The organism is Escherichia sp. KS167_9B (assembly GCF_030295215.1).
GTDB classification, from domain to species: domain Bacteria; phylum Pseudomonadota; class Gammaproteobacteria; order Enterobacterales; family Enterobacteriaceae; genus Escherichia; species Escherichia coli_F.
Genome location: NZ_AP025754.1, coordinates 1,576,122 through 1,592,496 on the forward strand (window position 1 = coordinate 1,576,122; position 16,375 = coordinate 1,592,496).

The 16,375-nt window shown below is 47.5% G+C and carries 30 protein-coding genes and 1 pseudogene; 15 read left to right on the top strand and 16 right to left on the bottom strand.

What is annotated here, in order from left to right:
* Positions 1 to 29 precede the first annotated feature (29 nt).
* From yciA to QUE34_RS07830, 4 genes and pseudogenes are all read right to left on the bottom strand, one after another.
* Positions 30 to 428 (bottom strand): acyl-CoA thioester hydrolase YciA, encoded by a 399-nt coding sequence (gene yciA / locus QUE34_RS07815; RefSeq protein WP_000108160.1) that lies wholly within the window; start codon positions 426 to 428, stop codon positions 30 to 32.
* Positions 429 to 532: 104 nt separating this feature from the next.
* The gene (locus tag QUE34_RS07820; protein ID WP_000808667.1) at positions 533 to 1,072 is read right to left on the bottom strand and encodes a septation protein A; all 540 of its coding nucleotides are present in this window, start codon (positions 1,070 to 1,072) and stop codon (positions 533 to 535) included.
* A 29-nt stretch (positions 1,073 to 1,101) separates the two neighbouring features.
* Positions 1,102 to 1,845 carry a YciC family protein gene (locus QUE34_RS07825; RefSeq protein ID WP_000028541.1) on the bottom strand — a complete coding sequence of 248 codons (744 nt, stop codon included), beginning with the start codon at positions 1,843 to 1,845 and terminating at the stop codon, positions 1,102 to 1,104.
* A gap of 27 nt (positions 1,846 to 1,872) precedes the next feature.
* Positions 1,873 to 1,962: pseudogene (locus QUE34_RS07830) on the bottom strand (YkgJ family cysteine cluster protein); the annotation flags it as partial.
* Between the two features lie 239 nt (positions 1,963 to 2,201).
* On the opposite strand from QUE34_RS07830, the gene ompW reads away from it, so the two are divergent.
* Positions 2,202 to 2,840, top strand: a complete 639-nt coding sequence (gene ompW / locus QUE34_RS07835) for an outer membrane protein OmpW (protein ID WP_000737224.1) — start codon at positions 2,202 to 2,204, stop codon at positions 2,838 to 2,840.
* 45 nt (positions 2,841 to 2,885) lie between these two features.
* Here ompW and QUE34_RS07840 read toward each other — a convergent pair whose 3' ends face one another.
* The 5 genes from QUE34_RS07840 to dicB form a co-directional block, all read right to left on the bottom strand.
* Entirely contained in the window at positions 2,886 to 4,016 is a 1,131-nt protein-coding gene (locus tag QUE34_RS07840) for a phage integrase Arm DNA-binding domain-containing protein (protein WP_042970836.1), read from the bottom strand.
* On the bottom strand, positions 3,994 to 4,242 hold the full coding sequence (locus QUE34_RS07845) for an excisionase (RefSeq protein ID WP_000113182.1): 249 nt from the start codon (positions 4,240 to 4,242) through the stop codon (positions 3,994 to 3,996). Before QUE34_RS07845 ends, QUE34_RS07840 begins: the two co-directional genes overlap by 23 nt.
* 64 nt (positions 4,243 to 4,306) lie before the next feature.
* Positions 4,307 to 6,778 carry a 3'-5' exonuclease gene (locus QUE34_RS07850; protein WP_042970837.1) on the bottom strand — a complete coding sequence of 824 codons (2,472 nt, stop codon included), beginning with the start codon at positions 6,776 to 6,778 and terminating at the stop codon, positions 4,307 to 4,309.
* 80 nt (positions 6,779 to 6,858) lie between these two features.
* Entirely contained in the window at positions 6,859 to 7,062 is a 204-nt protein-coding gene (locus QUE34_RS07855; RefSeq protein ID WP_001098749.1) for a DUF1482 family protein, read from the bottom strand.
* Positions 7,063 to 7,064: 2 nt separating this feature from the next.
* On the bottom strand, positions 7,065 to 7,247 hold the full coding sequence (dicB, locus tag QUE34_RS07860) for a cell division inhibition protein DicB (RefSeq protein WP_000449182.1): 183 nt from the start codon (positions 7,245 to 7,247) through the stop codon (positions 7,065 to 7,067).
* A 545-nt stretch (positions 7,248 to 7,792) separates the two neighbouring features.
* On the opposite strand from dicB, the gene QUE34_RS07865 reads away from it, so the two are divergent.
* Positions 7,793 to 8,305: a hypothetical protein gene (locus tag QUE34_RS07865; RefSeq protein ID WP_042970839.1), complete on the top strand. Its 513-nt coding sequence runs from the start codon at positions 7,793 to 7,795 to the stop codon at positions 8,303 to 8,305.
* A gap of 126 nt (positions 8,306 to 8,431) precedes the next feature.
* On the top strand, positions 8,432 to 8,605 hold the full coding sequence (locus QUE34_RS07870) for a hypothetical protein (RefSeq protein WP_157839757.1): 174 nt from the start codon (positions 8,432 to 8,434) through the stop codon (positions 8,603 to 8,605).
* Here QUE34_RS07870 and QUE34_RS07875 read toward each other — a convergent pair.
* The 5 genes from QUE34_RS07875 to QUE34_RS07895 all read right to left on the bottom strand — a co-directional run bounded on the left by QUE34_RS07875 (position 8,590) and on the right by QUE34_RS07895 (position 10,178).
* Positions 8,590 to 8,748, bottom strand: a complete 159-nt coding sequence (locus QUE34_RS07875; protein WP_021562152.1) for a hypothetical protein — start codon at positions 8,746 to 8,748, stop codon at positions 8,590 to 8,592. The genes QUE34_RS07870 and QUE34_RS07875 overlap by 16 nt on opposite strands.
* 11 nt (positions 8,749 to 8,759) lie before the next feature.
* Complete coding sequence (locus tag QUE34_RS07880) at positions 8,760 to 8,912, bottom strand: DUF1391 family protein (protein WP_042970855.1); 153 nt, start codon at positions 8,910 to 8,912, stop codon at positions 8,760 to 8,762.
* Between the two features lie 266 nt (positions 8,913 to 9,178).
* On the bottom strand, positions 9,179 to 9,469 hold the full coding sequence (locus QUE34_RS07885; RefSeq protein ID WP_042966241.1) for a type II toxin-antitoxin system RelE/ParE family toxin: 291 nt from the start codon (positions 9,467 to 9,469) through the stop codon (positions 9,179 to 9,181).
* On the bottom strand, positions 9,469 to 9,660 hold the full coding sequence (gene relB / locus QUE34_RS07890; RefSeq protein ID WP_042966240.1) for a type II toxin-antitoxin system RelB family antitoxin: 192 nt from the start codon (positions 9,658 to 9,660) through the stop codon (positions 9,469 to 9,471). Before relB ends, QUE34_RS07885 begins: the two co-directional genes overlap by 1 nt.
* Positions 9,661 to 9,677: 17 nt before the next feature.
* Positions 9,678 to 10,178 (bottom strand): helix-turn-helix domain-containing protein, encoded by a 501-nt coding sequence (locus tag QUE34_RS07895; protein ID WP_033812093.1) that lies wholly within the window; start codon positions 10,176 to 10,178, stop codon positions 9,678 to 9,680.
* Positions 10,179 to 10,285: 107 nt separating this feature from the next.
* Between QUE34_RS07895 and QUE34_RS07900 the strand changes: the two genes are divergently transcribed.
* From QUE34_RS07900 to QUE34_RS07950, 11 genes are all read left to right on the top strand, one after another.
* Complete coding sequence (locus QUE34_RS07900; protein ID WP_042966239.1) at positions 10,286 to 10,561, top strand: helix-turn-helix domain-containing protein; 276 nt, start codon at positions 10,286 to 10,288, stop codon at positions 10,559 to 10,561.
* Positions 10,545 to 10,970, top strand: a complete 426-nt coding sequence (locus QUE34_RS07905; protein ID WP_042970841.1) for a toxin YdaT family protein — start codon at positions 10,545 to 10,547, stop codon at positions 10,968 to 10,970. Before QUE34_RS07900 ends, QUE34_RS07905 begins: the two co-directional genes overlap by 17 nt.
* Before the next feature lie 24 nt (positions 10,971 to 10,994).
* Complete coding sequence (locus QUE34_RS07910; protein ID WP_064753740.1) at positions 10,995 to 11,942, top strand: helix-turn-helix domain-containing protein; 948 nt, start codon at positions 10,995 to 10,997, stop codon at positions 11,940 to 11,942.
* Positions 11,943 to 11,984: 42 nt separating this feature from the next.
* Positions 11,985 to 12,386, top strand: coding sequence for a DUF977 family protein (locus QUE34_RS07915; RefSeq protein ID WP_042970844.1), 402 nt, complete (start codon positions 11,985 to 11,987; stop codon positions 12,384 to 12,386).
* Positions 12,383 to 12,688, top strand: coding sequence for a DUF4406 domain-containing protein (locus QUE34_RS07920; protein ID WP_042970846.1), 306 nt, complete (start codon positions 12,383 to 12,385; stop codon positions 12,686 to 12,688). The genes QUE34_RS07915 and QUE34_RS07920 overlap by 4 nt, the downstream gene beginning before the upstream one ends.
* Positions 12,675 to 13,238 carry an ead/Ea22-like family protein gene (locus QUE34_RS07925; RefSeq protein ID WP_042970847.1) on the top strand — a complete coding sequence of 188 codons (564 nt, stop codon included), beginning with the start codon at positions 12,675 to 12,677 and terminating at the stop codon, positions 13,236 to 13,238. The genes QUE34_RS07920 and QUE34_RS07925 overlap by 14 nt, the downstream gene beginning before the upstream one ends.
* Complete coding sequence (locus QUE34_RS07930; protein WP_286338947.1) at positions 13,235 to 13,492, top strand: hypothetical protein; 258 nt, start codon at positions 13,235 to 13,237, stop codon at positions 13,490 to 13,492. The genes QUE34_RS07925 and QUE34_RS07930 overlap by 4 nt, the downstream gene beginning before the upstream one ends.
* A 121-nt stretch (positions 13,493 to 13,613) precedes the next feature.
* Positions 13,614 to 13,925: a hypothetical protein gene (locus QUE34_RS07935; protein ID WP_042970849.1), complete on the top strand. Its 312-nt coding sequence runs from the start codon at positions 13,614 to 13,616 to the stop codon at positions 13,923 to 13,925.
* Between the two features lie 128 nt (positions 13,926 to 14,053).
* On the top strand, positions 14,054 to 14,272 hold the full coding sequence (locus QUE34_RS07940) for a DUF4014 family protein (protein ID WP_042970850.1): 219 nt from the start codon (positions 14,054 to 14,056) through the stop codon (positions 14,270 to 14,272).
* Between the two features lies 1 nt (position 14,273).
* Entirely contained in the window at positions 14,274 to 14,804 is a 531-nt protein-coding gene (locus QUE34_RS07945; RefSeq protein WP_042970851.1) for a DUF551 domain-containing protein, read from the top strand.
* Positions 14,804 to 15,199 carry a hypothetical protein gene (locus QUE34_RS07950; protein ID WP_000787530.1) on the top strand — a complete coding sequence of 132 codons (396 nt, stop codon included), beginning with the start codon at positions 14,804 to 14,806 and terminating at the stop codon, positions 15,197 to 15,199. The genes QUE34_RS07945 and QUE34_RS07950 overlap by 1 nt, the downstream gene beginning before the upstream one ends.
* Positions 15,200 to 15,403: 204 nt before the next feature.
* Here QUE34_RS07950 and QUE34_RS07955 read toward each other — a convergent pair whose 3' ends face one another.
* Together QUE34_RS07955 and QUE34_RS07960 are read right to left on the bottom strand one after the other, a co-directional pair.
* Positions 15,404 to 15,703: a type II toxin-antitoxin system RelE/ParE family toxin gene (locus QUE34_RS07955; RefSeq protein WP_000220601.1), complete on the bottom strand. Its 300-nt coding sequence runs from the start codon at positions 15,701 to 15,703 to the stop codon at positions 15,404 to 15,406.
* Positions 15,704 to 15,708: 5 nt separating this feature from the next.
* On the bottom strand, positions 15,709 to 15,966 hold the full coding sequence (locus QUE34_RS07960; RefSeq protein WP_001260977.1) for a type II toxin-antitoxin system ParD family antitoxin: 258 nt from the start codon (positions 15,964 to 15,966) through the stop codon (positions 15,709 to 15,711).
* Between the two features lie 135 nt (positions 15,967 to 16,101).
* On the opposite strand from QUE34_RS07960, the gene QUE34_RS07965 reads away from it, so the two are divergent.
* The gene (locus tag QUE34_RS07965; RefSeq protein WP_042966805.1) at positions 16,102 to 16,374 is read left to right on the top strand and encodes a hypothetical protein; all 273 of its coding nucleotides are present in this window, start codon (positions 16,102 to 16,104) and stop codon (positions 16,372 to 16,374) included.
* Position 16,375: the final 1 nt, after the last annotated feature.

Consider the following 16,375-nt stretch of genomic DNA (forward strand, 5'->3'; position numbering starts at 1 on the left):
AAAAGCCTCCGACCGGAGGCTTTTGACTATTACTCAACAGGTAAGGCGCGAGGTTTTCCTTCAGGATCAACCGCGACATACTTAAATAATGCTTCTGTCGCTTTATAGCGTTGCCCGATGGGTTCAGACGCGACTTTTTTCACCCACACTTCAATATTAATGCTGACCGATGTCGTCCCTTTCTGGACACAGCGTGCATAGCAGCACACCACATCGCCGACCGCAACCGGTCGTAAGAAAGTCATTCCTTCAACCCGCACGGTCACTACGCGACCGTGCGCAATTTCTTTCGCCAGAATAGCGCCGCCAATATCCATTTGTGACATTAACCAACCACCAAAGATGTCACCATTGGCATTGGTATCGGCGGGCATGGCTAAAGTACGTAAAACAAGATCGCCCTGAGGGACGTTATGTGTTGTAGACATGGTAAAACCGACTTAAAAGGAAAATCACAGGCGCGATGCTACTATGATTTTCCTGAGGAGAACAGAGGAGATACAGTGCCAGCCCCGAAGGACTGGCAGTCTGGTTAGGATTTATCTTCCTGCGGCATGTGGCGGTAGATATAGATACCGCTTAACAATGTGAAGATTAAGGTAAGAGCGGTCAGGCCAAACACTTTAAAGTTGACCCAAATATTTTGCGGCAGCCAGAATGCGATGTAGATGTTTGCCAGACCGCAAAGGATAAAGAAAACAGCCCAGGCCAGATTCAGCTTCGACCATACCGGTTGCGGCAGCGTGAGTTCTTTACCCAGCATCCGCTGAATTAGCGGCTTTTTCATCACCCATTGGCTGACTAACAGGGCACCTGCAAACAGGGCATAAATGACAGTAACCTTCCATTTAATAAACTCATCATTGTGGAAGAACAGCGTCAAGCCACCGAAGACGACCACCAGAACAAAAGTGATCAGGGCCATCTTCTCAACCTTACGAAAGCGAACCCAGCTATATATAAGCACAATCGCCGTGGCGACGATCAGCGCCGCAGTAGCCGCATAGATGTCATAAATCTTGTAAAACGCGAAAAAAACAACCAGCGGTAAAAAATCAAGAAACTGCTTCATTTTACGATTCCGTAATCAAATGCTTAAGGTTATTGGCGAATCAACATATACAGGCGGAACAGATAGATGAGCAGTACGGCTGAAATCAGATTGCTCAAGGTGTTCGCCAGTACGGCACCAATTTCCGGGGTTAATGCGGCAAAAGAAGAGGCAAAAAGTAGCAATAGTGTTTTTGCCAGCAACCAGCTCAGTACCGCGGGTGCCACCAGACGCATATTCGCCCATGTCAGCCGCATACTGCTGCGCATCGAGGCAAAAATGCCCATTTTGTCCTGTACCAACATCACCGGTGCCAGAGCCAGTAAAATGGCCATGATAATTCCCGGAACGACCACCAGCATGATGCCAATCTGTACTAAAAGGGTAGTCAGAAAAATCAGAATAAATAACTTTGGCAATATCGGCGCACTGGCACCAATAGCTCGAAGCGCACTGACTCTCTGACCCGCAGACACCAGCTGGATAATTAATATTACGCCTCCGGCGAGAATGGCGTTACCGATTAATCCTGAAAAAGTGGACGCCGCTGAAGCCTGCAGCAAAATTTGTTGCTGTTCCGGTGACATATTCTGCACCAGGTCGAACAACCCACTACTGCCGCTAACGGGCACGCCGTCATTGAGCTGTGCAAGCTGTGCATCACTGGGTGAGAAAACATGCCCTAACACCACTGTGATAAACGCACATAGCAACGATACCAACAGAATGGTCATAAATTGATTACGGAAGAAATTTCCGGTGTCACGGTATACGGACTGCGCCGTGATAGACATGCACTCTCCTTGAGTTTTATGCAGGTGTTAATTAGCGGGCAATTGTACCCTGGTTAAGCCTCGGGTGGCAGCATCAGGTCTTGTATGGAAAAGCATATCTTTGTAAAGCGGAGGTAATTGCTGGCCTTCAGGCGTGGGCAAACCGCTGCAAGTGGCGAGCGAGTTAATATTTGCGTAGCGAAAATATTTAAAAATTGATTTAAATCACATTAACCAGGATTTCCAGTGCAACTTCTAAATTAATCCAGATCAATAAAGGGTGAATTATCATATGTAATGTGATCTATGTAGGATCATTTGTTACTCCAATGTGGGTATATTCGTCACGTTTTTATAACCATAACGACGGAGCGGATATGAAAAAGTTAACAGTGGCGGCTTTGGCAGTAACAACTCTTCTCTCTGGCAGTGCCTTTGCGCATGAAGCAGGCGAATTTTTTATGCGTGCAGGTTCTGCAACCGTACGTCCAACAGAAGGTGCTGGTGGTACGTTAGGAAGTCTGGGTGGATTCAGCGTGACCAATAACACGCAACTGGGCCTGACGTTTACTTATATGGCGACCGATAACATTGGTGTGGAATTGCTGGCAGCGACGCCGTTCCGCCATAAAATCGGCACCCGGGCGACCGGCGATATTGCAACCGTTCATCATCTGCCGCCAACACTGATGGCGCAGTGGTATTTTGGTGATGCCAGCAGCAAATTCCGTCCTTACGTTGGGGCAGGTATTAACTACACCACCTTCTTTGATAATGGATTCAACGATCATGGCAAAGAGGCGGGACTTTCCGATCTCAGTCTGAAAGACTCCTGGGGAGCTGCCGGGCAGGTGGGGGTTGATTATCTGATTAACCGTGACTGGTTGGTGAACATGTCAGTGTGGTACATGGATATCGATACCACGGCTAAGTATAAATCTGGTGTTACTACCGTGAAAGACTCGGTACGACTGGATCCGTGGGTGTTTATGTTCTCTGCCGGGTACCGCTTTTAATTTTCTCTGCAAAACCTCTGCAAAACTCCTCTGCAAAACTGGTCATCAAATGACCAGTTTTTTCCACTCCTTACCGCGTGCATCGTTGTAAATATCGGTCATTTTTTGATTCGAATGACCCAGCAAAATTTGGGTATCAATTCCCTGCTCTCTGAACAATCGCTCCGATAAAGATCTCTGCTCATGGAAAGAGGGTGGGGTGCCATTAGCACGCCAGTTGTAATCCACAGAATCCCGCGCTTTTTTAAATGCAACGGTTAACGTTGCTGGCTTAACCATCCCGCCGCGCTTAGCTGTCCCTTTCGCGTGATGATGGTGCAATAGCCACGGACTAAGAACGCAATCGCGACAGGATGACACCACATCATCCAGGGTGAGATTTAATTTATCGCAACGCAGAGCCAGAGGGATGGCAATCCGGGTTCCTGTTTTTTGCTGTTCGACATGAAGATAACCATCCCGGATATCCGAAAATTGCATTTTGCAAATATCTGAAAGGCGCTGGCCTGTCACCAGTGCCAGCAGCATGCCGCGCTGTAAAAAGTAACCATCCTTTTCCGCTGCGTTATAAATCATCATCCACTCATCAAAAGTCAGTCGCTGTCTTGATATCCGCACCTGCGGTTTTTTTGCCGATTCTGCAGGGTTAAAGCCTGGCGGTACATCGCCCGTTTGCTGAGCTTCCCGGAAAACATCGATCAGAACCTTCCTGAAAATTTGTCCCATTCTGTTATGTCCTCTGGCCTTGTACTCTTCCAGCACCGATACCACATCTTTTACGGTTATGGCATCTAACGGTCTGGTGCCAAAACGTTCATCAAATACCCTGAGAGGGGCCGCTTTTTGTTTCAGCGTGTTGAGTTTGATCTCTCCGTTTTCATATCTTTCCTGTTGAATTTTTCTGTAATTATTCAGAAAAATGGAAACAGTTGATGAACCGCCGGTATCATTAATAATTTTCTCCTGCAGACTGAGCATTTGTTCCATTTGCTGCCTGGCAAGACGGCTGTTCGCTTCTGCTGCAATAGTTTCTGCCAGTTTCTGGTCAATACTGCCGAGACCGTGATTTTTGCCTGTTATGGGATGCCTGTAACGCCAGTAAACTTTGTTATTTCTTTTGTCAAAATATGGAGATAATCCCGGAACATCGGTTTTATATTTTCGCGGGCGCGCCATCTTCCAGTATCCTCTTCAAAGCAGGATGATCTGTGGCGATCACCTCCGGCTTGTTTACCATTCCGACAAAGCGAGCTCGCGGATCCACTCGCCAGTGTCTTCCAACTTTTTTGGGGAGAGGAAATATCATTCCGGCTTTAGCGTATTTACTTAACGTGCCCGGAGTAGGGACCGGATCGCTGAATTCCTCTTTTGCCCACTCAGTGAGCAGAATAAGTCTTGCCATGAGCGTCGTTCGCTAATCATGGTCGCCGCCACTATAGCTGGTGGGCGACGACCGGGGTTGAACATTAAAAATCAGCCTGACTCGGGATCAGTTTTTGCCAGATAGCTGAAACGTATTTTGCCTGGTAACGAGCGTCATCAAGTGCATTATGGCGCTCACCTTCGAATGGGATAGCAGTTCTGGCATCGAAGTCTATGGCTTTCCCCAGCTCAACGATTGTGCGTACATCGCGATCGTTGTAGTAACGCCACGGGCAGGGGATCCCCTGCCGTTCGTATGAACGGCGCAAAATCGTGTTGTCGAAGTTGGCTCCATTTCCCCAGACCTGAACAAAAAATTCACCGGAGTTTTCGTCGATAAATTCCCGCAATTGTAACAGTGCATCATCTAACGGGATTTCATCGGTCATAATGGCAGATTGCGCTTCGCGTGATTGCTTAAGCCACCATTTAATGGTGTCCCGATCAATGACTCCGCCAGCAGTTTCCAGATCGATAGTCTTACTAAATTCCGGTCCCATATCTCCGGTTTGCGGATCGAAAAATATTGCACCTATTGAGATGATCGGGGCATCAGGATTTTTTCCCATGGTTTCAAGGTCGATCATTAGATGGTCACACGTCCTGCTGGTGGATGTGATTTCTTGATGACCGTTCACCTTAATTGAGTGATCTGCCGTCTCGCCAGTTTCATTATCGCTATCGTGATGCTGATTGCCGCCAGTGTTCTCCTTGTGTGGATGTTCAGCGCCTTCCATTTTCTCCGGATCATCTTCCTGAACTTCAACCTGATACTCTTCATCGAATGTTTCCTGGTATGTTGCGTCGCCCATCACCGCGCCACAATCAGGGCAGTTGCCGCCGCCGGTCTGACCGCAGGCGGTGCAGACTTTTTCCACTTCCTGTTGCGCCACTGGTTCAGGCTGTTTCGTTTCTGGCTCGTTTTGTAACGCATTTGGGCTGTTTTGTTCCGCTTTTTGGTAGTTCCGTTCCGATTCATGCTGGTTCTGGTTTACAGAATCGCGGGTCTGGATCCCCTTAACCCATTTCGGATCATTAGGGTCGCTAATCCCTGCAACAAATTCTCCGCGAGAGGCAGCAAGCAACTTATCGGCGTCAGGCTGGCTGATATTGGCTGCCTGCATAATTTTGTTTACTTCGTCAGCGGTAACTTTTACCGGCTCTGGTTGTGCGGTCGTGTCAGATGCACCAGTATTTTGTTGTGAACCTGAGTATGTACTGTTTTTGCGGGCGAAATATTCTTCTTTCGTGATTTCAGTAGCCCCGGCAGCCAGTGCCTTATCCAGACCAGAAAGTTTGTTTGCGCGACCGTATTTTTCGCCATCCTTGTCGGTGAAGAGGAAGTAGAACGGCCCCTCACGCTCTACAGATGGTTCGACTTCCACTTTGCATTCGGTTTTTTCGTTGTCCGGAATTGCCGTTTCCACTGCATCAGTTTCTGGTACTGGCGACGAGAGAGTATCAGTTGCGCTCTGATTTCTTCCTTCATCTTCAAACACGCCCTTTGTAGTCAGGTATTCAGTAATGTATTTGTTCAGTGCCACAGGGTCTTTGTGAATGTCGATCGGACGTTCACGGACAAGGCCAAAAATAGTCTGGCGGTCGTAGCGAAGGGCATCAGGCTGTTTGCGCATTGATGCCGAGATACGCTTCCAGTCTTCGCGGTCGTTGTCGATAACTTCATTTTTTGCCCAGCGATGGATGCTGCCGTCAATGTTTCCGGCATCCACATCACCAGGCCAGAGAGCGTAGGCCAGTTCGTCATCCAGTGTTTTCCATGTCTGCTTGTATTCGCGATGAATGGCAGCAATGACCAGGCTGATTTTTCCTGTTGAATTTTCAGTGTGCTGTTGATTGACTCTGGCGCGGGCGAGATCAACAACAGACGTGTATTTTCCGGTTTCCTTGCGTTCACCTTCGCGACGTTTTTTCCAGATGCGCATCTCTGCCTGAATTTCGGGCCATTTGGCACCAGGCTTACATTTATGCTTAACCCACCCGATGGCATGCAGCTTAAGCTCCGGATACATGGCGTTAACTTCTGGCATTTTCATCAACGCTTCAACGATATGTCCGTCGAATGTTGCCATGTCTTCCTGCAACAATTCCTGTGCGCTAATAACCATATCAACGGTGATGTTTTCACATGTGTCGAACTTAACCAGGACCGCGTTCTGTACTTCAGGGGACAGCTTGTCAAAATTGACGTTCATCGGATCGGATTCTGGTTCGACCGGGACAAAGGAAGCGCCTTCCTCATCCCAGCGGTTTTCCAGCATATATTCGGTATCCCAGGAGTCGATGGCTGGGCGGGGCATGCCGGGTTTATCCTCGCAGACAAGAAATTTATAAGCGCAGTCCTGAGCAGCCGGATATTGCTCCAGGAATTGCCAGGTAAATTTGGCTCGGGCGCGACGTTCGTCGCCGGCTTCAATGGCAGTGGCTACAGCGACTGCACCTTCTTCCTTTATTGCCTGTTCGTCCGGAATGGCGGCGCAAATAAAGACTTTACTCATTTTGTTTTAACCTCATTACAGATTTAAGGGTGAACAAATCCCTGCCATTGCTGGCATATAAAAATGAAACCGGATATTAATTACGGTGCTGTTTTAAGTCCTGCCGGGATTTCGTTATTGTCCATGCGAATAACTTTATCAACCGGATAACAGTTGCCGGGAATTTTCTGTTCCGCTGCGGCAGCCATGCATTCTTTCATTGAGTCATGTATACCAATAACAAGATCGACTGGCTCGCCTGTATTAAGAAAAACTGTCAGAACGAGTGCAAATACTGTATTCATTGTCAGCGTCCTTTTTGCATCAGGCGTAAACGGGCCAGCATTGAAACAATGCATATTTGATTTAATAGCTCCCGTTCGTGTTTTCTCTTATTAATGGCATCTTCAGTAAATACAGGGTTACTGATTCTGACACCAATTTCAAAACAACCTTCAGACGTATTAACGTTTGGTAATAACGTTTCCATTATCGCGTCCTCAACAATGAATTTTGTGATACGGTGCCTGGTGCCTCCAGGTGACGTTAACCAGTTAACAATTAACGCCGGATACAGAGAACCCACCCATAAGAACCAATACGGAAGTCAACTGGCCTTTTTAACTGTTCCGCGTGCGCTGAGCCGCATTCACCGCATCACAAAATTCACTTTAAAAAGGGCGGGTATCACAAGGGAAAACAAAAAACGGATACCCGCCAAAAGGTAATCAACATGGGTTGTTGCAGCGGGTTTGTCACTTAAGCGTATGGTCAACCTGACAACCCGGTGCCACTAATGGGGTAAGGATAACCCCGCCATACTTACCGCCGCGCCATTTCGCGGATTGCCACAACCGGAAGCGCACGGTCGACGAAAATTTAACGACAGGCTATCTATAAACCAGCTACCTCGCCGTACGCTTTCGCGTTGTGTGCCTGCTTTTAACCACGTCAGGCGAGGTGGTTCCTGTTATTCCCCAACAACAAGAAATTTGTATAATCCGGATATCCCCAACAACGAGAAGAGTACTCAACGTGATAGCAGAACTGTCAGCGGCTATGGCTGCGATAAAGGAGACAGCTGGTCTCGCTAAGGTTATTAATGACGCAAAAACGGATGCAGAAGTTAAAGCCGCAACTATTGAACTTCAGAACAAACTAATCACGCTTCAGGCGGAGTGCTTCTCTCTTGGCGATGCGATCCGTCTTCGTAACGAAGAGATAATGCTTCTCAAAGCAAAAATTGCAGAATTCGAAAACTTTCAGATTCAGACTGAAGGTTATGTTCTTAACCAACTCGAATCGGGTGCTTTTGTATACTCGCAGGAGGAAACGGTGAATGGAGGCACTGTTACTATGCATCTTTGTCCAAAATGTTTTGGACAAAAGACAGTATCTATACTCCAGCCATTCCCGGTTAGCGAAGATGCGCCTTTTCATGAAAGTAAGTGTCTCCACTGTGAAAACAAGTTTCTGATGAACAAAAATCCGGATTACATACCGCTGTCTTTTGATGAGATAGCGAGAACACTGGGCAGTAATCCGTAGGTTATTGCTGTTGTGGATATCCAGATTGTTAAAGAACATGCCGGATTCTTATCCGTGTCCGGTGCACGACCACACGCTGTCACGTGTGGTCTCCATTCTCAACCAGTAACCTCAATGGAGGATAAAATGTCAGACAAGTTAATTAACCCATTTACCTATCCATCTGTTGCAGCTTTGAACTTAACAGTTGAGTTAATTCGGGTTGGCAAAATGTCATCCCCCTTCAGAGGCGGCCAATTCAGTTATTACAATTCGCAATATATTGAAAGAAGAAAAACAAGCCGCTATGGAGAAGACTGATAAAGAGCAATAAAGGCTTCTCTGATTTCTTGAGCCAGTTTTTTAGCTGGCTCTACCTTTTCTGTCCCCCCGTCCAAAATGAGAGATTTCAGTGTTTCTGCGGCGATTTTCTGAGTGTCTGGAGGTAAATCTTTAAATTCCATCGTCAACCTCATCAGTCAGTGTTTCTGGCTAACCAGCGACGGGCACCATTTTCGGTTTTAAACGTTTTGCTTTTGGTATACGTCATCGCGGTGAACGTGCCGTCCTGGTTGGGAAACACGCCGTATACCAGAGATTCGTTGTTGCCAAGATCGATAGTATCCATGTTGACCTCATTTCCCCTTAACGCCGGGGTAGCGGAACAAAAACCTGCTGCATAGTTAAAGTTGAACCCTGCCGTCATGTTCTTACGCCTCGGGCTGGCTACTTACCCCCTGACCACTGCCTGGTAACTCGAAGTATTGCCCTGCGTTCTGTGGGACGGGGTGGGCTGATGCATAAACAATACCACTGCTATTTAATCATGTAAATAGCAATGCTATTATTGCAGCAAGAAAAAAACCACCCGAAGGTGGTTTTTGACAGAAATGATTAACAGCTTTTGTTTGGATACTGCCTTCGTGAGTGAACTACATTTACGATCTCGATGTTAGATGTTGTTACTCGGTAAAGTATTATGTAGTTAGGATGAGTCACTATTTCTCGAAGACTTGGAACTCTTTCGCTCGGTGGGTACAGATAAGGGTGTTCAGTAAGTGACAAAACTGATGTTTCAATGCGTATTTTTAGTCTACGTGCAGCGGGAGGGTTTTCTTTAGCAATATAGGCTACTATCTGACGTAAATCCTCACGTGCAGAAGGTAGCCATAAAATGGGCAGCATTACTCACTCCTGTTCGTTGCAGCTAATTGAGCAATAAGGTTTTCCATTTCAGCCATTACTTCATCATGCGGAATTGCAGGACGGGGATCTGCGAGGCTTGCTGCCACTTTGGCTCGCAACCATTCGTTATAGCTGTTTTCTTGTTCGACCGTTTCAAATTCAGAAATTATCGGGGAAAGGGCTGTACTCATGTTTTGACCTCCTCAGATTAGGCGCGACGACTTTTTTGCGCAGCTAGCCATCGCGCAACGATTTCTTCAATTGATTCTTTTTTCTCCTTCATTTCCTTAAGCATTTTCTCTTTATCTTCTTTGGGGAAAGCCCTGAACGTCTGGAGCAAATCCCGCTCCATGGGGTCTATATTAAACGGAAGTTCGTTTTCCGATTGTTCCATATCGGCAGATATAGTGACAACATTGTCCTCCCCAGATTCTTGGGGATACATCCTTACAATTTGTAACAACTCGGCCATATCTGGTCTGATTGACTCGGGAGGAACTTGCAGTAACCCTGCGAACTTGATAACAGCCTCAAGATTTAAAGGTGTCTGACCATTTAGATAATGGCTTACAGCTCCCTGTGTCGAAAATCCCAGAATTTCTGCCGCACGCTCTTGGGTTAACCCTAGTTGATTTTTTTTCGCCGTCCAGATTTCTTTTAGTCTCTGGGCGGCTTGCAGGTCGATCTCTGACAGGGATTTTCTTTTCATACCTTCAATTCTAATAAGATTATTAATCTCTTTGAAATAGTAGTGCTATTTACTTTCAAAAATAACAATGCTATTAATGATCGTAATGACATCACATGAGGTGAACAATGAATCTTGGAGAATATTTGCGTTATTCCGGTATAACTCAGAAACATTTTGCTGAAATTGTTGGGGTAACCCAGGGGATGGTAAGCCATGTCATTACCGGGCGGGCGAAACTTACGGGGGAAAAAATTTTACGTTGGTGTGAAGCAACTGGCTGGATAGTAACTCCGCACGAGATTGATAGCACTTCTTATCCCAACCCAACCGACGGCTTACCTGTCGAGTGTCAGGCTAACACACAACCAGAGACGGGGGTGATTCATGAAAATCAAGCATGAACACATCCGCATGGCGATGAATACCTGGGCGCGTTCTGATGGCGAAAAAGTTCCAGCAGCTGGAATAACCCAGGCTTATTTCGAACTGGGAATGACGTTCCCGGAACTGTACGACGACAGCCATCCGGAAGCCCTGGCTCGTAATACCCAGAAAATTTTCCGCTGGGTGGAGAAAGACACCACTGATGCGGTTGAAAAAATTCAGGCGTTGTTACCAGCGATCGAAAAAGCAATGCCTCCTCTGCTGGTGGCCCGAATGCGCAGCCACAGTTCAGCCTGGTTTCGGGAGCTGGTGGAGACGCGGGAACGACTGGTGAGAGACGCTGATGATTTTGTTGCAGTGGCGATCGCTGGTTTCAATCAGATGAATCGTGGTGGTCCGGCGGGAAATGCCCTGGTGATGCACTAAAAGCACGGTGTTCGGAGTTTTTTTATGAGCAGCAAGCTTCATGGTCTTGTCTGGGAAGGGTGCGCCTTCACCGGCATGATCTTATCCAGGGTGGCAGTAATGGCTCGCCTTGCAGATTACAGCAATGACGAAGGTGTGTCATGGCCTGCAGTGGAGACCATTCGTCGTCAGATTGGGGCAAAGAGTGAATCAACGGTTAAAGCTGCGATAGCAGAACTGGAAAAGAACGGCTGGCTGACGAAGGAAGAACGTAAGGTCGGTGGGCGTAATGAAAGCAATATCTACCGTCTTAATGTGGAAAAACTCGAAGCAGCAGCAGCGGCGGCGCGTGAGGCATATAAACCGAAAAGAAAAATCAACCCGGTAAAAAATGACCCGTCAAATATTGGCCCCTCAACGGTTGACCCGTCAAATTTTGATGGATCAACAGTTGATAAAAAACAGCCGGTTAGGGGGGCGATGGTTGGCCCCGATCCGTCAGTATTAAAACCTGAGCCGTCAGATAAAAGATCTTCTTGTCCGGACGCTTCGCAACCGGACCCGCAGATGGCTGAACAGGATTTTTTAACCCGACACCCTGACGCGGTTGTGTTCAGTGCGAAAAAACGCCAGTGGGGTAGCCAGGAAGATTTAGCGTGTGCGCAGTGGATCTGGGGACGAATCGTGAGTCTTTACGAGCAGGCTGCCAGCGATGATGGCGAAATCATGCGACCGAAAGAACCCAACTGGACTGCATGGGCCAATGATGTGCGCACAATGCGGATGCTGGATGGCAGAACTCACAGACAAATTTGCGAAATGTTTGGTCGGGTACAGCGGGATCCATTCTGGGTAAAAAACGTCATGAGCCCGTCAAAGCTTCGCGAAAAATGGGATGAGCTGGTTATTCGTCTGGGGCGTTCGCCTGTACAGCGTTGCGTGAATCACATTTCTGAACCGGATACCGAAATTCCGCCGGGCTTCAGGGGGTAAGTGTTGATTTGAGGTTATGAAGTTATTTTCTCAGGAGAGTTTATGGGGACTATTTATACCGAAGAACAGCGGGAAAGATTACAGCGTCATATCGTTGACCTTGTGCGTAAAAACGGGCGTATGACAATGCCACAACTGGCATCGGCAACATATGCTTCACATGATTCCATTCGCCGGTACCTGAAGATGCTGGTGAGCCAGGGCGAAGTGTATGTTGTTAGCGGAAAAGGGGTATTCCTTTCAGAGAGGGTTTACCGTGAATGGCTGGCAAGTTCGGCAAGAAAAGCAAGGGTTATCCGCAAACCAGCACAAAAACAGGGTAAGGCAGGAGCACAACCCTATGACCGGCACCAGAACATAATTTGCCGTGAGTGCCGGAAGAGTGAAGTTATGCAGCGTGTGCTGGCGTTTTATCAGGGTAATTTTCAGGAGGTGATGGCGTGAGGGTGAGGGTTTATATCGCTGGTCCGATGACCGGGTATAAAAATTTCAACCGTGAGGCGTTCCACAAGGCGGAAGAGGAACTGAAACGGGAAGGGCATACCGTCTTAAGTCCGGCAGTACTTCCGGACGGACTGACACAGCCACACTACATGGATATTTGCATGGCAATGATTCGTTGTGTGGATGCGATTTACATGCTGAAAGGCTGGCAGCGGTCAGCAGGCGCTAAGGCAGAACTGGCACTGGCGGAGAAGCTGGGGCATGCAGTTATTTTTCAGGAGGCAACCAGTGAGCAACATTAATTACCAGGCACTGCGAATGGCGGCAGAAAATGCAACCCCTGGCGAATGGTGTTCTGATGATTACTATGGGGTAATTGCCGATGCCGGACTGAACGCAAATTACTACATAGCATCATGCTCAGGACCAGATAATCGCCCCAATAAGCGATTCATAGCAGCAGCCAATCCGGCTACCGTGCTGGCACTGTTGGATGAACGGGAAGCACAAAGCAAACGCATTGCAGAGCTGGAGACTAATCTTGCTGCGCTGGCGGCGGAGAATGCGGGGCTGAATAAATTTATCGCACAGAGTTGCTACGTGTTTGATGGCGAGCAGGATGAACTATCTGATGCGTATATCTGCGCAACAGACGGAGGTATGCCGCAAACCCCGGCTACAGATGCTTTCCTGGCTGATGTACGGGCGGTGGCGTTTAACGAGCTTCGCGCGGCGTTTGTCAGGCACGCAAAAGTTGCAGGACTGGATGATGGCGATACCGTAACGCTTAAGGAAGCGACAGATGCGCTGATGCATTGTGCGGAACAGCTTCGGGAAGGAGTCAAGCAGTGAGCAAAATTAATTATCAGGCGCTATTGTTGCAGGCGCTCGCATCAAAGGAGGGGGGGGGGGAGAAAGTGAATCGAACAATAATTGTGACAACTGTTATTTCAGTCCCAGCTAATGCTCCGCATCAGGATATTGATGATTTTGTCGAGAGTAAATTCGGGCAAGACAAGGATATGAAACCGGATAACTTATGTTATGGAGATGCTACTGAAATAGTTAGCCATCATTGGGAGTATGGCTCGCATTACATGAATTAATTGCCATCATTTTATTAACTCAATCTTTAACTGGAGGTATTACTATGCAACATACACAGAAAAACTGATGAATTCGAAATGGCCCATTCTGCAATCAACAAAGCATTAGGAGTGATAAGTGATGCACGCAATTAAAGAAGTACCGGTAGAACGTGATGAATATGGCTGCTGGACACATCCGGAGTATGAAAAGTTTTGCGCAGGTCGTGAATATATTTCCACAGAGGAATTTAACGCGTGGATGGAGGAAAATAATCTTCAATGGACCATCAGAACTATGGATGAAGATGATTTTAATCTGGACGCAGATGGTCCCGATATTGCCTCCTGGAAACCGGAGCGCCCGGAAGGTGAAGGCTGGTTCATTGGTTCCATTCATGACACTGAAGATGGTCCTGTTTGTGTATGGCTGAGAAATAAGGCTGAAGCATAAAGGCGATAAACCACCTGACAACAAAACACTGAAAAATTTAAATCAGAAGTGAATTTTATTAAATCCTTAACCGGAGGGATTTCTGCACCCTAAAAACATCAGGAGGCCGCCCGAAAGGGCGGTAATAAATGACTACATTATTCAGAAAAGAATATCCGCGAAAGAGCAGAGCAACGGAATTCCTGTTTCTCATTCTGTTTATCGTGTTGATGATACCGATATCCCCGCTATTACTGGTCTGGTTTATCGGGAAAATAATTGAGCCAGTTATTGAATTGTATAACGACGTGGTATGGGCGTCGTTCAACACACTGCACAACAAAATCAACCCATATAAGGAAAGCTGATATGACCACTATTACCAGAGAAAACGCGGAGATTAAATCATTCATCACTGGTTTCCTGAGCGACTCGGCGCACGATAACCAATCTTCAGACAGCCTGCTTGCCAATGTGTTTCGTATCGCACTGGCATCACTGGAAGCAGAGCCAGTGGCGTGGAAGGCGACCTTCACGCAAATTGACCATGAATATAATACGTTCACCGCTATGTATTCTGACAAAGCAGAAGCCGAACGCTGGGTGCGACTGCATGAAATAGGTGATTTTCGGGCAGAAATAACACCGCTTTACGCAGCGCCGTCAGCGCCGGTAATTCCGGATGGTTGGATAAGCTGTAGTGAGCGGATGCCTGAAAAGAACCAGAACGTGCTTATTTCGGTGAATTTCGATAGCTCTCTGGTTGAACCGCTAATATGCTCCGCACGCTATACAGGAAGCACATTCCGGCGAGGAGAAGCAACGATTAAGCCGGGTAATGGTATTGAGCAGGCAACTCACTGGATGCCGCTACCGGAGCCACCGCAGGAGGTGAACTGATGAAAAATGAAGTCGACAATGTTATCACCCTCGTACAGCCAAAATCAGAGGAGGAAGGACTCCTCAACGTTGTGATAACCGACAGAAAAAGCGGCGAGCAAAAATGCTGTCAGCATATCCGTACAACAATTTCAGAAGTGAATCGTACGATTACCTGTAACCGATGCGGATTGGCTTTAGATCCGTTCGAGCTTGTTCTCGACCGTGCGAGAAACGGTGAAAACATAGTGTCTGAGATTAAATCACTCTATGCAAAGCGGGATGCTCTTCGTGAAGCTGTGGCAAAACTTGAACGTGAAGAGAAAAACGCCAAAGCCCGGTTACGAGCAGCCAGGACAGCAATACTGTATGCGGAAAATGACCTTAAAAATATTGAGCAGGAGGTGAATCGATGACCTGGCCTGAAGCATTCACAACGGTAGGAATTGCGATGGCGGTGGCGCTGGTGGTGTATTCGATTTGCCGCTGGGGATAAATCGCCGAAAAAAGATCCCGACACAAACATGAGCCGGGATCTTTGATTTATATAGCCTACGAATCCGCCAGTAAGAGAGGGGGCGGACGGTTAATTCTAACACCGGAATGATGTGGGTAAAAGTTTATAAGAAATCGGTTTCATAACTTTGCCCACCATGATAGATACCGACAATAAAGACTTTTCTGCTATCAACGGCAAAAGCAATAATCGTTCTGTGGCGGAAATGAGTTACCCGCATCCCCTGGCGAATATCATCGCGTTTATTGCCCCGATGCGGGAATGTAGAAAACCCATCAAGATAATCAAGAAGCGCATTGGCATAATTGTCAGCAATGACGTTCCCTGCTTTCTCCGTTATATACCTGTGCAGGTTGATTATTTGTTGTTCGGCCTCAGGAGTAATGATGACTTCATATGTCATGCAGATTACTTCCCGGATCGAATCGCGGCGCGAACCTGTGAAATGGAGCGTCCGTTGTTTGGGTTTTCGCGGATAGAATCAAGAGAGGGGGCGGCTGAATGCGTTAACCACGCTTCGATTGCTTTATCGCGCTCATTCAGTGCGCGAAGCCCTTCACGAATGACCTCGCTTTCTGAAGCATAGGCACCGGAAGCCACACGGGCGCGCACCATGTCAGCCATTTCGTTAGTTAATGTAATGCTGAATTGTTGGGTTGTACGCATGGTAAACCTCACGGAGTAGGATAGAACACCATTCGATGATAGCACGTTGCCTGTTGACGACAACAGAAATCAGAGACAATATTGCCGCACGCCAGCTTGAACAACTGGCACCTGCTGCGCCAGCAGAGAAAACCGATGGCGCACAATACCAAACATCACAATTCTGATACCGCCCCTGCCAGCAGGCAAGGGCGGTGTTCTCACACATTCAAATATGACTGGTATCAGCACGATCCCTGCACTGAAGAACAGGCCGAATGGCTGATTCATAACTACCGCAGACGTGGGTATGAGTTTAAGAAAGCCCTTAGCCTCGACTACCGTCACTGGATAATCTACGTCAGGCTCCCTTATTCCGAACGCCCGCCGCGTCCGTCCCGCACATTCCAGCAACGCATCTGGAGGTAAC

What these genes read in the sequence shown, in the direction of transcription:
- QUE34_RS07880 (WP_042970855.1), bottom strand. Translation starts at nt 8,912, where the DNA reads ATGGATACTATCGATCTTGGCAACAACGAATCTCTGGTATACGGCGTG.
- QUE34_RS07905 (WP_042970841.1), top strand. Translation starts at nt 10,545, where the DNA reads ATGAAAATCAAGCATGAACACATCCGCATGGCGATGAATACCTGGGCG.
- QUE34_RS07850 (WP_042970837.1), bottom strand. Translation starts at nt 6,778, where the DNA reads ATGAGTAAAGTCTTTATTTGCGCCGCCATTCCGGACGAACAGGCAATA.
- QUE34_RS07855 (WP_001098749.1), bottom strand. Translation starts at nt 7,062, where the DNA reads ATGAATACAGTATTTGCACTCGTTCTGACAGTTTTTCTTAATACAGGC.
- QUE34_RS07915 (WP_042970844.1), top strand. Translation starts at nt 11,985, where the DNA reads ATGGGGACTATTTATACCGAAGAACAGCGGGAAAGATTACAGCGTCAT.
- QUE34_RS07825 (WP_000028541.1), bottom strand. Translation starts at nt 1,845, where the DNA reads ATGTCTATCACGGCGCAGTCCGTATACCGTGACACCGGAAATTTCTTC.
- QUE34_RS07900 (WP_042966239.1), top strand. Translation starts at nt 10,286, where the DNA reads ATGAATCTTGGAGAATATTTGCGTTATTCCGGTATAACTCAGAAACAT.
- dicB (WP_000449182.1), bottom strand. Translation starts at nt 7,247, where the DNA reads ATGGAAACGTTATTACCAAACGTTAATACGTCTGAAGGTTGTTTTGAA.
- relB (WP_042966240.1), bottom strand. Translation starts at nt 9,660, where the DNA reads ATGAGTACAGCCCTTTCCCCGATAATTTCTGAATTTGAAACGGTCGAA.
- QUE34_RS07955 (WP_000220601.1), bottom strand. Translation starts at nt 15,703, where the DNA reads ATGACATATGAAGTCATCATTACTCCTGAGGCCGAACAACAAATAATC.
- QUE34_RS07845 (WP_000113182.1), bottom strand. Translation starts at nt 4,242, where the DNA reads ATGGCAAGACTTATTCTGCTCACTGAGTGGGCAAAAGAGGAATTCAGC.
- QUE34_RS07910 (WP_064753740.1), top strand. Translation starts at nt 10,995, where the DNA reads ATGAGCAGCAAGCTTCATGGTCTTGTCTGGGAAGGGTGCGCCTTCACC.
- QUE34_RS07885 (WP_042966241.1), bottom strand. Translation starts at nt 9,469, where the DNA reads ATGCTGCCCATTTTATGGCTACCTTCTGCACGTGAGGATTTACGTCAG.
- QUE34_RS07960 (WP_001260977.1), bottom strand. Translation starts at nt 15,966, where the DNA reads ATGCGTACAACCCAACAATTCAGCATTACATTAACTAACGAAATGGCT.
- QUE34_RS07965 (WP_042966805.1), top strand. Translation starts at nt 16,102, where the DNA reads ATGGCGCACAATACCAAACATCACAATTCTGATACCGCCCCTGCCAGC.
- yciA (WP_000108160.1), bottom strand. Translation starts at nt 428, where the DNA reads ATGTCTACAACACATAACGTCCCTCAGGGCGATCTTGTTTTACGTACT.
- QUE34_RS07870 (WP_157839757.1), top strand. Translation starts at nt 8,432, where the DNA reads ATGTCAGACAAGTTAATTAACCCATTTACCTATCCATCTGTTGCAGCT.
- QUE34_RS07935 (WP_042970849.1), top strand. Translation starts at nt 13,614, where the DNA reads ATGCACGCAATTAAAGAAGTACCGGTAGAACGTGATGAATATGGCTGC.
- QUE34_RS07895 (WP_033812093.1), bottom strand. Translation starts at nt 10,178, where the DNA reads ATGAAAAGAAAATCCCTGTCAGAGATCGACCTGCAAGCCGCCCAGAGA.
- QUE34_RS07840 (WP_042970836.1), bottom strand. Translation starts at nt 4,016, where the DNA reads ATGGCGCGCCCGCGAAAATATAAAACCGATGTTCCGGGATTATCTCCA.
- ompW (WP_000737224.1), top strand. Translation starts at nt 2,202, where the DNA reads ATGAAAAAGTTAACAGTGGCGGCTTTGGCAGTAACAACTCTTCTCTCT.
- QUE34_RS07875 (WP_021562152.1), bottom strand. Translation starts at nt 8,748, where the DNA reads ATGGAATTTAAAGATTTACCTCCAGACACTCAGAAAATCGCCGCAGAA.
- QUE34_RS07950 (WP_000787530.1), top strand. Translation starts at nt 14,804, where the DNA reads ATGAAAAATGAAGTCGACAATGTTATCACCCTCGTACAGCCAAAATCA.
- QUE34_RS07820 (WP_000808667.1), bottom strand. Translation starts at nt 1,072, where the DNA reads ATGAAGCAGTTTCTTGATTTTTTACCGCTGGTTGTTTTTTTCGCGTTT.
- QUE34_RS07940 (WP_042970850.1), top strand. Translation starts at nt 14,054, where the DNA reads ATGACTACATTATTCAGAAAAGAATATCCGCGAAAGAGCAGAGCAACG.
- QUE34_RS07945 (WP_042970851.1), top strand. Translation starts at nt 14,274, where the DNA reads ATGACCACTATTACCAGAGAAAACGCGGAGATTAAATCATTCATCACT.